At 52.0% G+C, this 14376-nt stretch carries 16 protein-coding genes; 9 read left to right on the top strand and 7 right to left on the bottom strand.

Features of this window, described 5'->3' with window-relative positions:
• Positions 1-39: 39 nt before the first annotated feature.
• Complete coding sequence (locus D3P09_RS11600; protein ID WP_120109923.1) at positions 40-588, bottom strand: hypothetical protein; 549 nt, start codon at positions 586-588, stop codon at positions 40-42.
• A gap of 137 nt (positions 589-725) precedes the next feature.
• Here D3P09_RS11600 and ilvA point away from each other — a divergent pair, with 137 nt between their 5' ends.
• Positions 726-1994 (top strand): threonine ammonia-lyase IlvA, encoded by a 1269-nt coding sequence (gene ilvA / locus D3P09_RS11605; protein ID WP_120109925.1) that lies wholly within the window; start codon positions 726-728, stop codon positions 1992-1994.
• A gap of 70 nt (positions 1995-2064) precedes the next feature.
• Here the strand turns inward: ilvA and D3P09_RS11610 are convergent, their stop codons facing one another.
• Entirely contained in the window at positions 2065-3045 is a 981-nt protein-coding gene (locus D3P09_RS11610; RefSeq protein WP_120109927.1) for an aldo/keto reductase, read from the bottom strand.
• Between the two features lie 131 nt (positions 3046-3176).
• Between D3P09_RS11610 and D3P09_RS11615 the strand changes: the two genes are divergently transcribed.
• From D3P09_RS11615 to D3P09_RS11635, 6 genes are all read left to right on the top strand, one after another.
• Positions 3177-4346, top strand: coding sequence for an MGDG synthase family glycosyltransferase (locus D3P09_RS11615; protein ID WP_165867403.1), 1170 nt, complete (start codon positions 3177-3179; stop codon positions 4344-4346).
• Between the two features lie 33 nt (positions 4347-4379).
• Entirely contained in the window at positions 4380-5546 is a 1167-nt protein-coding gene (locus tag D3P09_RS11620) for an MFS transporter (protein ID WP_120109931.1), read from the top strand.
• Entirely contained in the window at positions 5546-6154 is a 609-nt protein-coding gene (locus D3P09_RS11625) for a TVP38/TMEM64 family protein (protein WP_120109933.1), read from the top strand. The genes D3P09_RS11620 and D3P09_RS11625 overlap by 1 nt, the downstream gene beginning before the upstream one ends.
• Positions 6155-6165: 11 nt before the next feature.
• Positions 6166-6522 (top strand): hypothetical protein, encoded by a 357-nt coding sequence (locus D3P09_RS27365; RefSeq protein WP_133304992.1) that lies wholly within the window; start codon positions 6166-6168, stop codon positions 6520-6522.
• An 86-nt stretch (positions 6523-6608) separates the two neighbouring features.
• Complete coding sequence (locus D3P09_RS27655) at positions 6609-6752, top strand: hypothetical protein (RefSeq protein ID WP_165867404.1); 144 nt, start codon at positions 6609-6611, stop codon at positions 6750-6752.
• Positions 6753-6791: 39 nt separating this feature from the next.
• Positions 6792-7085, top strand: a complete 294-nt coding sequence (locus tag D3P09_RS11635) for a transposase (RefSeq protein ID WP_120109937.1) — start codon at positions 6792-6794, stop codon at positions 7083-7085.
• A gap of 67 nt (positions 7086-7152) precedes the next feature.
• Here D3P09_RS11635 and D3P09_RS11640 read toward each other — a convergent pair whose 3' ends face one another.
• Together D3P09_RS11640 and D3P09_RS11645 are read right to left on the bottom strand one after the other, a co-directional pair.
• Positions 7153-8271 (bottom strand): DNA alkylation repair protein, encoded by a 1119-nt coding sequence (locus D3P09_RS11640; protein WP_120109939.1) that lies wholly within the window; start codon positions 8269-8271, stop codon positions 7153-7155.
• A 101-nt stretch (positions 8272-8372) separates the two neighbouring features.
• The gene (locus D3P09_RS11645; RefSeq protein WP_120109941.1) at positions 8373-10154 is read right to left on the bottom strand and encodes an ATP-binding protein; all 1782 of its coding nucleotides are present in this window, start codon (positions 10152-10154) and stop codon (positions 8373-8375) included.
• 214 nt (positions 10155-10368) lie between these two features.
• Between D3P09_RS11645 and mscL the strand changes: the two genes are divergently transcribed.
• Together mscL and D3P09_RS11655 are read left to right on the top strand one after the other, a co-directional pair.
• Positions 10369-10836, top strand: coding sequence for a large-conductance mechanosensitive channel protein MscL (gene mscL, locus D3P09_RS11650; RefSeq protein ID WP_120109943.1), 468 nt, complete (start codon positions 10369-10371; stop codon positions 10834-10836).
• Positions 10829-11476 carry an NUDIX hydrolase gene (locus tag D3P09_RS11655; RefSeq protein WP_120109945.1) on the top strand — a complete coding sequence of 216 codons (648 nt, stop codon included), beginning with the start codon at positions 10829-10831 and terminating at the stop codon, positions 11474-11476. Before mscL ends, D3P09_RS11655 begins: the two co-directional genes overlap by 8 nt.
• Positions 11477-11546: 70 nt before the next feature.
• Here the strand turns inward: D3P09_RS11655 and D3P09_RS11660 are convergent, their stop codons facing one another.
• The 3 genes from D3P09_RS11660 to D3P09_RS11670 all read right to left on the bottom strand — a co-directional run bounded on the left by D3P09_RS11660 (position 11547) and on the right by D3P09_RS11670 (position 14359).
• The gene (locus D3P09_RS11660; protein ID WP_120109947.1) at positions 11547-11957 is read right to left on the bottom strand and encodes a hypothetical protein; all 411 of its coding nucleotides are present in this window, start codon (positions 11955-11957) and stop codon (positions 11547-11549) included.
• A 126-nt stretch (positions 11958-12083) separates the two neighbouring features.
• Complete coding sequence (locus D3P09_RS11665) at positions 12084-13241, bottom strand: glycoside hydrolase family 18 protein (protein ID WP_120109949.1); 1158 nt, start codon at positions 13239-13241, stop codon at positions 12084-12086.
• Positions 13242-13246: 5 nt separating this feature from the next.
• The gene (locus D3P09_RS11670; protein ID WP_120109950.1) at positions 13247-14359 is read right to left on the bottom strand and encodes an acyltransferase; all 1113 of its coding nucleotides are present in this window, start codon (positions 14357-14359) and stop codon (positions 13247-13249) included.
• Positions 14360-14376 lie beyond the last annotated feature (17 nt).

Consider the following 14376-nt stretch of genomic DNA (forward strand, 5'->3'; position numbering starts at 1 on the left):
TCCCTTCCGATCACTGTCGGAAGGGATTTCTTCATGCCGTTAGAACGGCAGCTTAATATCAAACAAGACCTTAACCTGCTTCTCTTCAAACTTCACATTATCAACTGAAACCAAATCACTTGTCGGCAAATCAAGCGGAATAACAATCGTCTCCAGCATCGAAAGCGGCAGCTCAATTCCTTTCAGCTTGAGCGATTGAGGCCTCAGCGCCAAATTAGGATTTTGCCATTCCAGCCGGTATTCGGCCTGGATTTGAGCGGGAATTCGGTCACGGTACGTGATGTTAAGGTCGGCAACCAAGCGGTCTCCCTGCAACTGGAATTGCGCGCCGTCCAATCGGACATGCTCAGCTACATCCCGATCGATATGCTTTTTGATTAAGTCATTAACTTCCGCTTCACTGAGTACAAGCTCCGGCTTGAAGCTTTTAACCATATCAACAGCCTTCTGCCTGACATCTATCGGATTATAATTCAAATCTAAAGGCTTATCCGGCTTGATATAAGACAGGAACCACCACGCGGCCCCTCCTGCGATCAACAACAAAACAATTAAGGTGATAAACAATCTCTTTATAAATTTCCCCATTCTCTACCTCCTCGTCCATCTCCTATTCTATCGAATTATATATTTTGAAGCCAGTCCCTTCATTCTTCCTCTCATAGTGGTATAATGAATCCACTATTTATTCAAGACGCAATCGAATGACGGAAGGAAGGTCCTCCATGAGTGTTCATCCCTTATCCCATAACCATATACGGCTAGAGGAGATCGTTCAGGCGCAAATGCATCTGAAAGACGTCATCTCCCGCACCCCGCTTCAATATAACCGAGTTCTGTCGGAACGCTACAATTGCCAGGTTTGGCTCAAGCGCGAAGATCTGCAGGTCGTCCGTTCTTTCAAAATAAGAGGAGCCTACCATCTCATGCGCTCCCTCTCCCCCGAGGAAACGGTAAAAGGCGTCGTCTGCGCCAGCGCCGGCAACCACGCCCAAGGCGTAGCCTACTCCTGCCAAACGCTGGGCATACCGGGCAAAATCTATATGCCGAGCACTACGCCGAGACAAAAGGTGAAGCAAGTGTCCTTCTTCGGCGGAGATATGGTTGAAGTCGTCCTGACCGGCGACACGTTCGACGACGCCTATGCGGAAGCAATCGCGGAGAGCAAGCGCAGCGGGCTTGCCTTCATCCATCCGTTCGACGACCGGAAGATTATTGCCGGCAACGGCACCGTCGGCCAAGAGCTGATGGAGAAGGCCGAGACTGCGCCGGATTATATCTTCGTTACAGTCGGCGGAGGCGGACTTGCTGCGGGAGTAGCCTCGTATATCAAAATCGTAGCTCCGCAAACTCAAATTATAGGCGTCGAGCCTGAAGGAGCCCCGTCGCTTCGCGCTTCTCTCGATGCAGGCGAGGTTGTGCCGCTGGAGATGATAGACAAGTTCGTAGACGGCGCTGCGGTTAAGCGCATCGGCGACTTGACGTTCTCCATCTGCCAGGAGCTGCTGGATGATGTCATAACGGTACCGGAGGGCAAAGTATGTACGACCCTTCTTGACCTATATAACGAAAATGCCATCGTAGCTGAACCTGCCGGAGCTCTACCGATTGCGGCGCTGGACGCATTCCGGGACCAGATTGCCGGCAAGACGGTTGTCTGTGTCGTCAGCGGCGGCAATAACGATGTAGACCGGATGCAAGAGATCAAAGAGCGCTCTTTGATCTATGAAGGCTACAAGCATTATTTCATGGTCAGCTTCCCCCAGAGAGCCGGGGCTCTCCGTGAATTTCTCGACCAGGTTCTTGGCCCGAACGACGATATTACCCGCTTCGAATATACGAAAAAGTCAAATAAGGATAACGGACCTGCATTGGTCGGACTTGAACTCAAGCATCGCGAGGATTACGAGCCGCTCGTTGCACGCATGCACAAGAAAGGCTTCCAGTTCGTTGAATTGAATAAGGACCCTGTATTGTTCAATCTGCTTATTTGATCCTTGCACTATATAACAACAGCCCGAGAGCAGTCTCGGGCTGTTCGTCTTTCATCGCCGGCTGATCATTTTACCAAGCGTAAGCTCTTGGCGCATCTCCGCCAGGTCCTGGGAAGATTTCATCCAGACGCTTCATCGTCTCTTCGCTTAGCTCCACTTCCAATACCCGCAGGGAACGCTCGAATTGCTCGCTGGTGCGAACTCCGATAATCGGAGCCGTGACGGCTGGATTAGCCAGCAGCCAAGCAAGCGATACGACATCCTCCGGCTCGCCCAGCTCATCGCATAGCTTCCCGTAGGCATCCAGCTGAGCCTGATGCTTGGCCAGCCGCTTCTCATCCCCGCTCCGTCTTCCGCCGCCCTTCTTGCGGCGATGGTTCCCCGCAAGCAAGCCGCCGTCCAGCGGGCTCCACGGAATAACGCCCAGACCGAGTGCCTGCGATGCCGGAAGCACTTCAAGCTCCGGCAGACGGCATAACAAATTATATTTGTGCTGCTCGGATACAAGCCCCAATATGCCTCTCGCCTTCGCTTCTCCCTGGGCTACCGCAATATCCCACCCGGCGAAGTTGCTGGAGCCCACATAACCAATCTTCCCCTGTGCCTGAGCGTTCTGGAATGCCCCCCACAGCTCCGTCCAATTCACATTGCGGTCGACATGATGCATCTGGTACAGCTCAATATGGTCGGTCTGCAAGCGCCTGAGCGATCCCTCCAGATGCCTGCGGATTTTGTAAGCGGACAAGCCCTGCTCCCGGTTAGGTCCGTCATATGTGTCATGCATATCGCCATACACTTTAGTAGCCAGAACGGTGCGTTCCCTTCTCCCGCTTCCTCCTTTGAACCACCGTCCGATAATTTCCTCCGTTCGTCCGGCATTCGTCCCCCAGCCATAAATATTCGCCGTATCAAAAAAGTTAATGCCGGCATCCAGCGCCGCATCCATAATGCGGAAGGCTTCCTTCTCCTCCGTATCCACGCCAAAATTCATCGTGCCCAGACATAGCCTGCTTACCTTCAAACCGGAATTTCCAAGATACGTATATTTCATGCCCGTTGCTCCTTTTCATTTTAGAATGAGACGGATATTACAATAAATCTACAAAAATAATATAAAGGATCCACATGTCGTTCACATTCTTGTTACAAACCATCCTTAGACTATGCTGTAGGAGGTGCGTCATGCTGATTCATTCCCAAAACCGGCAGCCAAAATTGCTCATCGTCTACGCCTCATACGGCGAAGGTCATATCCAGGCAGCCAAAGCTCTTCGCGATGCCTATCTTGATTCCGGGTACAATCAGGTCGTCATGTACGATTTGATGGCGGAATCGCATCCCTGGCTGAATGAAATGACTAAGCTCTTTTACCACAAAAGCTACACGCATCTGCCCTTTCTCTACGGCTGGATGTACGGCCTTACGAAACCAATGAAGCATAACTCCTTGCTCGGCAGCTGGCTTCATTCCTTCGGACGTCATAAGATCAAGCAATTGCTGCTGGCTGAGCAGCCCGATGCGGTCATTTACACCTTTCCGTTCTACGCCATTCAAAGCATGAGGAAGCTTGCTTCATCCATACCTTCATACGCAGTTATTACCGACTTCGATTTGCATCGCCGCTGGATTCACCCGAGTCTTAAACGCTACTACGTGGCCACTAAGGATTTGAGCCAGGAGCTCCAACAGTTAGGCATTCAAAAAGGAGCAATTAAAGTAAGCGGCTTGCCGCTAAAGAAGGAATTCTGCTCCATTCATCGCTCACATGAACTGTACAGCCGGTACGGACTTCAATACGGAGTGCCTACCGTACTTATTATGGCTGGCGCTCAAGGCGTCATGCCGAACATTGATGAGATTTGCGAGCTGCTTCTGCATGACCCGAAAGTTCAAGTTGCTGTAGTCTGCGGACATAACCGCCAGCTCAAGGAAATGCTCGAAGAGCGGTTCCGCTTCCACCCATCGGCACATCGCCTGATCTCCTTCGGATACATGGACCGCATTCATGAATTAATGGCGCTTGCGGACGGACTTATTACGAAGCCAGGCGGCCTCACGTTAGCCGAGGCGATTGCCGCTGAGCTGCCAGCCTTCCTCTACCGCCCCGTGCCCGGTCAGGAGAAACAGAATGCGCTGTACCTTCAGTCCAAGGGTGCGGCATTCATCGCCCGCAGCAGCCATGAACTGGTTCGCCAAGTGCTGCAATTAGTGAACGACCCGGTTAAGCTTACGAACAGCCGCATACGCATCCGGAGCCTTCAAGCGAAGGGGTCCTCCCATTCTGCTGCTGAGACGATTATAATGGATATTGTAACCAAATTGCATGTTCAAAACAAAGCTTCCTTCTTTTAACGTTGGTTGCGGAAAAGGAGTCTATTCGTACCTATGCGCCAAAAACATTGGATGGGGGCCGATATGCGGCTCTTGTCCGTCATTCTGTTCATCGTCGAATTCGTCAGGGGGGCCGTGCTCGTCAGCCTCCTTCCCATCTATGGAGCCCGCACGCTCGGGCTTTCGCCTGACGTCATAGGTCTGGCCATCTCAGCCCATTACATTACGGATACGCTGCTCAAAATCGCCATCGGCTACCTGCTTGACCGGTTCTCCCCCCGTCTGATTGTTCAGATCAGCCTGGTCATTGCGCTTGCCGGTGTGTACGCCCTTCAATTTGCCAGTCTGCCCTGGATGTTCATCGGCGCGGCTGCCATCTACGGGATAGGCATGTCCCCAGTCTGGATTGTATGCCTGACGAGGGTATCCGAGGAGCATCGCGCTACGCAAATGGGCTTCCTGTATACGATCTGGCTCTTCGGGCTCGGAAGCGGACCGATTATTTGCAATATTTTGCTCGATTACAGCTCCAATATGACCTATAACCTACTCGTCATCTTATCTATCGTCGCCACGCTGATTTCCTTCTTCTTGAAAAAGAGCAACCAGCAGGCGGTTCACCATATCCCTCTAAAAGCCCAAATTCACGCTCTGCGCGATAAGCTTGTCAGCATGAAGCAGCTGCTGCCCGGCATGATCCTGCAGACGACCGGCTCCAGCATGCTTATTCCAATTCTGCCGGGCTTTGCAACCCATGAGCTCGGACTGTCCGGAGCGCAGTATTCCATCCTCCTGACCGTCGGTGGGTTATGCGCGGTAGGCGGTCTCATCCCCATGGGCAAGCTGTCCGACCGGCTGGGCGGCAACCGCTGGTTTCTCGTGGTCGGCTTCATCGCTTTTGCCTTTGGATTGTATGTGCTGGCATGGGGACTTTCATTCTGGTATTGTTTAGTTATAGCGGTGGGTCTTGGATTATCCTATTCGGCTATTCTGCCTACCTGGAATGCTTTGCTGGCCACATATGTACCGCCTAAGCAAGAGGGGGTTGGCTGGGGGCTGCTATCTACATTTGAAGGCGTAGGCGTCATGATCGGCCCTATTCTGGGCGGAGTCATTGCGTTATGGGGCGGGGAAACCGCCGTATTCTGGACAAGCGCCATCTTATTCGGCTTAATCGGCATCTACTATTCAACACTTAAGAAGATCGGGGTTAGGAATTGATGAGCAATTGGCAAGACTGGATTCATGATTTAAAAAATATGGACCTGCATCAAATTCAACAAACGCTGGAGAGCTATTCGCAGTTCGGTCCGCTTCCGGGCATACTTCTGCCCTTCATCGAAGCTTTCCTTCCCTTCCTGCCGCTCATCGTCATTATTGCGGCTAACGTGAACATTTACGGCTTCGGGCTTGGATTTCTCTTCTCATGGATAGGGGTTACAGGCGGAGCGCTATGCGTCTTCCTCATCTGCCGCACGCTTGGGCGCAATGTGAAGGAAAAGCTGATGCGCAAATTTCCGAAGTCGGAGAGGTTCTTCAATTGGGTAGAAAAAAGAGGATTCACTCCTTTATTCCTGCTGGCATGCTTTCCATTTACCCCTTCGGTCGTTATTACCGTTGTTTCCGGACTAAGCAAGGTGCCGTTCCATACCTTCCTGGTGGCGACTATGATGGGCAAAGCCGTCATGATCTTCGTGATCTCGCTCATCAGCTTCGATATTACCAACCTGGTGAACGAGCCATGGCGAATATTCGTCTCCATAACAGCCGTGCTTGTGATGTGGTTCGGAGGCAAGACGCTGGAGAAACGCTATCAGGTGAATGGGTGAGGTGACCTAAGGTGCATATCTTATCATCATGGAATCCTCACTCAACCGCCGCCCCGCTAGCTTCATGGCTGAATATCGGGGCAACTGTCCTTGTATTGCTTCTGGCTTGCGGACTGCTCGGAGTTATGTTTCTCGTCATTCGCGTCATGTCGGATGATTCCGATAACTACAAGACGATTCGCAGCATGGTGGAAGCCATCTTCGGTACGCCTGCCCATCTGCAGAGCGGGAAGGAAGAGCCTCCCGCCTCCGTTTCCGCGCCCCATGGCAGCCCGTCAGCCTCTTATCGCGAGCCATGCCCCGGCTGCGGCGAGGAAGTAACCGAACGGGATGCCGCCTGCCCTTCCTGCGAGCTCCGATTGTTGTAACGAACTCATATCTTTCTTCCTCCTGTGGCACACTAAAGCCGATCTTCCCTAACAGATCATTACTTTCTGCAAAGGAGCGATAGCCCATGTCCGGCAAAAATCCATCCGACCGCCAGAAGGCAGCAAGCAAAGCACAGTCGCTCGCTGACCGTCAACAGGCAAGCAAGCAAAATGCCAGCGAGCTGCAATCAGAAGCTGACCGTGCTGCTGTGCCGAAGCACGGCCTATAAGCTTTTTTTTGGAAGACAGCCCAAGGAGGATACAGGCATATGAGCAATTCTCATGAAGATTATCGCATGGACCCCATCTCCGGCGAGCCGGTGGAAGCGGACGGCGTGTACCGCAATGAATGGGGACGTGACGAGAAGCTTAAACGTGGCGAATCCTTCCCTGCCGATCCCATATTGGGATCGACGGAATGGAGACAGGTCGAGCTTGAGTTCGACAACCATCATGAAGGCCGCACGGATCCAAGGCTCACGCCGCATGATGACGACGACAATCCGGAAGCGCACATGCAGCATCCTAGACGCCATACGACAAGCAACAAGGATAAAGACTAATTGTGCCATCCATATGAACAAATGACAAAGGAGCAAGGCGAATGCGCCCTGCTCCTTTCTTCACTTGTTATTCAGCACGGAGAAGAAGCTCTGCGCTTGCAAACTCCATTCCATTCACCCATAAGGTAATGACATGCGTACCAGGATAATGCTTGCGTGTCGTCAAATCTGCGAAACGATGCACCCGCGCGTGCTCGATCACTTCGCCTTGACTAAACTCCCGGTCTGACAACAGGAATCTCTTCAGCGAGGTTTTCCCGCCGGACTTCACAAAGGCGATGCCATATTCCACACGCAGCTTGAAGCGCTCCGTCGTTCCGTTATCCTTAAATTGAATGCGATAATGCAGCTTCACTTCTCCGCCAATGGCAATCTCGGTCTTCGACAATTCCAATGCCGCGGCTTGAACCAATGACTCTTCAGCAGCATTGTGGGCAGTATAGCCGAATAAAGCCATTGCCCGCGTGTCGGCCCGCTTCACCAGCGTCCGGCAAGCATGTCTAACGATCCAATCCGTCCACTCATGCCCTCCGAGCCACTTCTCAGCAATAGCCAAGACCAGATCAGGGTGATCCTTGGCAATATCGTTCAAGTGATTGGCGACGCTCTTGCGCACATACAGCGAAGGATCGGCTTTCAGCTTCTCCAAGACGGGCAGCATCGGGCTAGGATCTTTCTTGAACCGCTCAATCGCTTGCCCCCAAGGCAGCCTCGGTCTCGAGCCTTCGCTCGCCAGCCTGCGCACATGCTCATCCGGATCGTCTGCCCATTGCAGCAATTGCGGAATCATCCGCTCCGGGTGCTCGATAATAAACGGCCTTACTGCAAACTCCGAGCTTGAGCGACGAGTGAACCGGGCGAGCGCATCCATCGACCGCTCCCAGTGTTCCTCCCCCCTCCCGTATACTTCTACGAAGTCAGGGAAGAACAGATATGGAAACCCGACACAGTCTTCATCAATGAGATACAGCACATCCAGCGCATCTATGTAGTCGCGCGGCAAGGCAGCGCCCAGAGCCTCGGCAATTCTGCGAATACGGGGCTTTAGCTCCAGCTCTGCCCAATCCTCTCTTCTTGCCTCGCTGACGAATAGCTCTACATGGAACGGCTCCCAAGCTTCCTTCAGCTTCATCCCGAACTGCTCCAGAAAAACTCCGTCATACATCAACTTCAGCGGCTCCGCCATCTCTCTAATCTCCTTCTTCGAAAGGATGGAATGCCCTCCATCGCTCTAGAACATATGTTTGTATATTAGAGATATACCATGGAACGGCATGTCATTGCAACTTATGCATGGCGGTTGAGCAATTCCAGCTTGCCGGTTGCCGGACAGCGCTGAGGGAGGCGAATGGTGAAGGTGGTGCCAACGCCAAGCTCGCTCTCAGCCGAGATAAAGCCTTCGTGATTGTCGATAATCTTGTAAGAGACCATAAGCCCGAGGCCGGTCCCCTTGTCCTTGGTCGTATAGAACGGCTGCCCCATCTTCGCAAGCTGCTCCTTGGAGATGCCCTCTCCTTCATCACGGACTCGGATAATGGCCATTCCTCTGTCGTTAACAGTTACATCCACACGAACGGTGCCGCCGTCTTGCATCGACTCTATCGCATTTTTGATGACGTTAATAAATACCTGCTTGAGCTGTGTCCCGACACCCACCACCCATAACGGATGCTGCACTTGCCCATACTCCAAGTGGACCCGGTACATATCGGCATGCGCCCGCAAGCTGGCGACCGACTCTGAAAGCAGCTGCCTGAGATCGATATGCGAGTATTCATATACTTGCGGCTTGGATAACATAAGCAGCTCGCTGATGATGGTCTCAATCTGAATAAGATCGGACTTCATGACGGCATAGTAATGGCTGTTATGATTGCGGCCTGAAGATAATAGCTGCATGAATCCCTTGAGCGAGGTGAGCGGATTGCGGATTTCATGGGCGATGCCCGCCGCTAACTGGCCGGCAATAGACAGCTTCTCCGCTTTGATCAGCAGCTCCTCATTCTTCTTCCGCTCCGAGATATCCCGGATAATGACCTGCTCGACAGGAGCGCCGTAGAAGGATGCGCGGACGCGAACCATCTCCGTATGGATCAGCTTGCCGCTAAGCGTCCGCCACCGCAGCTCCGTTGTCAGAGCGGGCGCCCCTTCCGCCGGCAGCTCCGCGTCCATCCATTCGGCGATATCGGCGTGATGCTTCGGCTCCAGCAGACCATAGACGCTGGCCCCAATCAGCTCCCGCTCATGCCTCGCTTCAAACAAAGCAAGCCCGGACGGATTCATATATTCCCATTTGCCGTCTTTGATCAGAGCAATAGTGTCCATTGAGTTTTCAACAAGGAGCTTGTAGCGTCCGTGCATCACTGCGAATTTCTTAATATTGAACCATGTGGCAAGGCTGAAGGAAATAATCAGGACGGTAGTCATGCAAAGAATAAAAGCCAGCAGCATCAAATATTCATTGAACCGTTCCATGGTCATGATGTCGCGGTACTGCACTGTAATGGCATGCATGCCAAGCTGGTGCATAGCCATGCAGGAGATGCCCAGCACAAGGCCGTTGGCCAATTTATAAGATGGCGGTTTCTTCTTAAGCAAGAGGATGGCGGTATAAGCACCGGCGAAGCTGATTACGAAGGAAAGAGCAAACCATGCATATTGAATGGAATAATCCTTAATGGAATTCGAGAGGACGGACATGTAGTGGAGCAGCATTGATGAACAGGCTAGCATGAAGGCAGCGATGCATTCGCAAAACCGCGAAATGTCAGGCTTATGGAAGATGATATACAACGCAGCGAAGGTCGTGACCACGCATGCCAGAAAAGTTGCCATCATGCTCCAGTCCACTACAATCACATAATCGGAAGCCATCATCGACACAACATGCATCGTCCATAGCCCCAAGCTGAAGACCAGCGCAGCGCCAATCAGCCAATTGACCGATTGCCGGGCGATTTGAGGCCTCATATGGTCTATCATACTCATCATCGTAAAGGAGGCAAAGCACATGATCGAAAGCGAAAGCAGCAAATAGTAAGGGTTGCCGTACAATATCGGGTGGCTCACTTGCGCTCCTCCTCCGCTACTGAATATCTTACATCTTAAGTGAGTTCGACAAATTACCAAAATATCCTTTTTCTTTCGCGTAGATCATGACGCTTTTTGTTGAATTAGGGCATTCGTCCCCTTCCTTAGGTCTTGCTATTCTGGAATAGCAATGCTAGATTTGGTTCATACTAGAGTTACTAGGGTACCTGAGAAGAAAACGGAGGAAAGCACGATGAAATTTAAATTTGTGAACGAGTTCAAAGAATTCGCCATGCGCGGCAATGTTGTAGACCTTGCTGTGGGCGTAATCATAGGGGGCGCATTCGGCAAGATCGTCACTTCGCTGGTTAATGACATTATCATGCCGCCTATCGGATACATCCTGGGGGAAGTAGATTTCAGAGATTTGCAGATTCCATTAGTAGATTTATCTACACTAACAGATGCTGAGAAAGCTACCGCGCCTGTTATCAAGTACGGCGTATTTATTAACGTCATACTCGATTTCGTCATTGTCGCGTTCTGTATCTTCCTGCTGGTCAAAGGCATTAACGCCCTGCGCCGGAAGAAAGAGGATCCGGATGCAGCCAAGGCGGAACCGACGGAGAAGGATTGCCCTTACTGCCTGTCCAAAGTGCCGGTAAAGGCAACCCGCTGCAAGCACTGCACATCGCAGCTGGAGACTGCGGCCAATGGCTGAGGAGAGGTTCGACATCTACGATGAAGCCATGAATCCGATCGGTACGGCCACCCGCTCCGAGACTCATAAGCACGGATATTGGCATCGGTCGTTCCATTGCTGGCTGACGCGGCGGATTGAAGGCCGTCCTGTTGTCTTGTTCCAGCGGCGTCAGCTCGGCAAGGATACTAATCCCGGGAGCTTCGATATTACGGCCGCGGGTCACCTGACTGCCGGCGAGACAGTCCGGGACGCTGCCCGGGAACTGGAGGAGGAGCTCGGCATCCGGGCGGACTTCGATCAGCTTGTCCCGCTCGGGCAAATACGCGAAGAAGCCGAGGGCATCGTCGGCGGCTCCGTATATATGGACCGGGAAGTGAGCGACGTGTTCGCCCTCGTATGCGAGCTGCCGCTGTCCGAATTCCGCCTGCAGCCTGAAGAGGTCGCCGGCATCTACGAGGCGGATATTGCCGATATGCTCAAGCTGTTCGAAGGTTCGGCAGACGAGCTTGCCGTACATGGCATGAAGCTGGCTGACGGAACTGCGCCAGACGCCGGCCTGCTTGTCCCAGATGCTTGCGTCATCCGTGCGGAGCAATTCGTGCCGCGTGAGGCCGCCTACTATATCGAAGTTATGAATCAGCTTGCTGAGCTGTCATGACAGGAATAGGAAGAAGCCCGGTCCGCTCCGACGAGAGACCGGGCTTCTCATTCCCAAGAAGGCTAGAGAATTAAAAGAAGCCGTTTCTGAAGCCGCCGTCAAATCCGCAACAACGATTCAAGCTTCTTACGCAAATATCAAACGTAACAAACGCGGAGCCTCGTCCGAAACAACAGCTGATTTTCACACAATCAAATCCAGGTTTACGGAAGAAGCAAATCGCCCGGCATCTCCATTCAAAAATCTCATTAATCGCTCTGCGGTCGCAATGGCGGATAGCCGCAACCAGCCTGCGTGCCTTGCAGCGTTTCCGAAGCTTGGCGAATGATCTGCTTAAGTCCGCTCCCATCTCTTGAATCCCTTCCACCGCAAAATCTTCGTGTCTGCGATGGTGTCTGCGGTGATGTCTGCGACGGTCTCCGGATACAAGAACAGCCCTTCTGCCTTTTCCCAAACCGCTAATCTTTGCTTTTGCCGACATATGGATCCTCCTCTCTATCATGCTTACTACAGCATATGCGAGATTAAGAGAGGGGTATGGGTAGATCATGTCCGACAAATGCTGAAAAATAAGACCAGCTGTCCCTTGTCGGGCAGCGCAGAGGGATTAATCCTCGTTCAGATTGTCCGTCAAATATTGAATGATGCCGTCCTCCGCGTCCTGGGCGTATTCCCATACCATGGCGCCGGCCAAATTCTTTTTCTTAATGTAGCTAATTTTCGCATCCACTGCTTCCAGATCCTCATAGCTGATGAAGGTGTCACCGTCATACAGATAGGCCGCCTTTGCTTCCTCGTCGAAATAACGGGTAAAGCCGTTTTGGTTCAAATAGTCCTTCACAATGGATTTGTAGCTGAGGTCCGTCTTCACGATATCGATCGGCTCGCCCGTCTGGAAGAGGCCGTCCCCCGTATCCTTCACACCTGACCAAGCGTAGGAATAGGCCGGAATGCCGAGCAGCAGCTTCTTGCTGTCCACGCCATGCTTCAAGTAGCTCGTTATAATATGGTCAATGCTAAGCGGAGATTGCCCTTTGCTGTCGGGATACAGATTGGCGTTGAAGCCGGTCTTGTCCGACCAGCGGCCGGTTAAGTCATAGCTCATGACGTTAATGTAGTCGACGTGCTTCTCCACTTCCTTCAGCTCGACTTTATCGAAATACCAGTCCTGGGAGCCGGCGGCGAACGTCAGGATGTAGCGCTTGTCCCCTTTATGCGGCAAAAGGTTCAACTTCTCTCGCAGCTCCCTCATAAGGCTGGTAAAGTTGACCGTATCCTTGGGACTGGCCTTCACCGTGCCCCAGCCGTCATGCGCCGGGAATTCCCAGTCAATGTCGACGCCGTCCAGATCCAGCTCCTTCACCAGTTCGATGATGCTCTCGGTGAACAAGTAACGCGTTCCGTCCATGGAGGCGTCAGAGAAGCCGTCTACCCCGTAGCCGCCGACCGCCAGCACAAACTTCGTCTTTGGATTGTTTTCTTTCAGAGCCTTGATATTGTTTTTGATTTGCTCATTCGCCGCTTCATCCTCATGGAAGAACAAGTCAGTTCCTGCAATCTTCGCAAATGCGACAAAGGCAATGTCTACGCCCTTCTCCGACAGCTTCACATTCGCGGGATCACGCCAAGCCTCGATATAGACGGTGTTGACTCGGCGCTCCTCCCCTCCAATGCTCTGCACATAATAAATGCCTATTCCGATTAATACGACTGCGACGATCAGCTTCGTCCATGCATTGATCTTGACCGCTTTGTTCGCTCTCAAGTCTGTCACCCTCTCCCGCCGAATAAGATTGCCGTCACAAAGCGGTTCAGATTAAGCACCTTGACCGCAATGTAACTGACGGCGAATACTGCCGCCAGATTGAAGATCAGACTTCCCGCCGTCTCGATGAACGACGCCTCCACCCCCACGCTGCGCGCAACCATCGTCTCCACCAGCAGATGTACCAGATAGATGCTGAAGCTTGCGGCGGAGACTGAACTGATCACTTTCCGCACCTTGTCGTTGGTCCTTCGCGATATGGCCGTATCCTTTTCTTTGAAGAAGAGGAAAAGGCCGACCGCCATCAGAAAGCTTGTAATGGAATAGTTGCCGTAGAACATTTCGTCCAGCGTACCGTTCAGCTTCGACACCCCATAGGTCAATATAGGCGTCAGCACGAACGATAGAATGCCCAGGTTGTACAAGACGTGCTTCCATATCGTCGGCAGCTCATAGTGAAAGAGATAATAGCCTAAAATAAAATAGCCGAGATACCCCATAAAGAGAGGAATGTTCATGCTTGAAATGTAGAGATACTGATCGGTGGCGCGGTACACAATATCCGAGATCAGCCGGTACAGGATGCTTATCACGAACCACAGCAGCAAATAATAGCGCAGATCCTTTTCGCTGCAGGCCTTCACTAACTTGGAGATGAGTGGCACAGTCATATAGACTGCAATGATGGCGTAAAGAAACCATAGATGCACATAATTCTGGTCGGTGAGCAGCTTGTAGCCGAAGTCCGCTACGAACTCCAGCGCATTCATATCGCTTTTCAACAGATAGTATTGGTAGAATAGCCCGTAAATGAGCGACCAGGACAGCAAGGATACAACAAGCGGCCATACCCTTCTCAAATAAAAATCCTTCAAAGACTTAATCTCCGAACGCAGGATCATCGCGCCGCTAATCATGAAGAATACCGGAACTGCAAACCGGCAGATGGAATTGAATACATTGCTCACCCACCAGGATGTCGTCGAAAAATCATTCGTACGGGTCAGCAGCGAAGCCGAGATATGCAGTACGATAACGGCTACGATAGAAATAATTCGCAATAGGTCGATATAAATGATTCGTTTTCCCGCCGGCTTGGCGGTGCTTACGCTGCTCATGGTCTGCCTCCGTCCGG

This window comes from Paenibacillus pinisoli, from assembly GCF_003605435.1.
Taxonomy (GTDB): Bacteria; Bacillota; Bacilli; order Paenibacillales; family Paenibacillaceae; genus Pristimantibacillus; species Pristimantibacillus pinisoli.

Coding starts and splice junctions, on each gene's coding strand:
- D3P09_RS11655 (WP_120109945.1), top strand. CDS start 10,829: ATGGCTGAGGAGAGGTTCGACATCTACGATGAAGCCATGAATCCGATC.
- ilvA (WP_120109925.1), top strand. CDS start 726: ATGAGTGTTCATCCCTTATCCCATAACCATATACGGCTAGAGGAGATC.
- D3P09_RS11660 (WP_120109947.1), bottom strand. CDS start 11,957: ATGTCGGCAAAAGCAAAGATTAGCGGTTTGGGAAAAGGCAGAAGGGCT.
- D3P09_RS11620 (WP_120109931.1), top strand. CDS start 4,380: ATGCGCCAAAAACATTGGATGGGGGCCGATATGCGGCTCTTGTCCGTC.
- D3P09_RS27655 (WP_165867404.1), top strand. CDS start 6,609: ATGTCCGGCAAAAATCCATCCGACCGCCAGAAGGCAGCAAGCAAAGCA.
- mscL (WP_120109943.1), top strand. CDS start 10,369: ATGAAATTTAAATTTGTGAACGAGTTCAAAGAATTCGCCATGCGCGGC.
- D3P09_RS11615 (WP_165867403.1), top strand. CDS start 3,177: ATGCTGATTCATTCCCAAAACCGGCAGCCAAAATTGCTCATCGTCTAC.
- D3P09_RS11610 (WP_120109927.1), bottom strand. CDS start 3,045: ATGAAATATACGTATCTTGGAAATTCCGGTTTGAAGGTAAGCAGGCTA.
- D3P09_RS11670 (WP_120109950.1), bottom strand. CDS start 14,359: ATGAGCAGCGTAAGCACCGCCAAGCCGGCGGGAAAACGAATCATTTAT.
- D3P09_RS11600 (WP_120109923.1), bottom strand. CDS start 588: ATGGGGAAATTTATAAAGAGATTGTTTATCACCTTAATTGTTTTGTTG.
- D3P09_RS11635 (WP_120109937.1), top strand. CDS start 6,792: ATGAGCAATTCTCATGAAGATTATCGCATGGACCCCATCTCCGGCGAG.
- D3P09_RS11625 (WP_120109933.1), top strand. CDS start 5,546: ATGAGCAATTGGCAAGACTGGATTCATGATTTAAAAAATATGGACCTG.
- D3P09_RS11640 (WP_120109939.1), bottom strand. CDS start 8,271: ATGGCGGAGCCGCTGAAGTTGATGTATGACGGAGTTTTTCTGGAGCAG.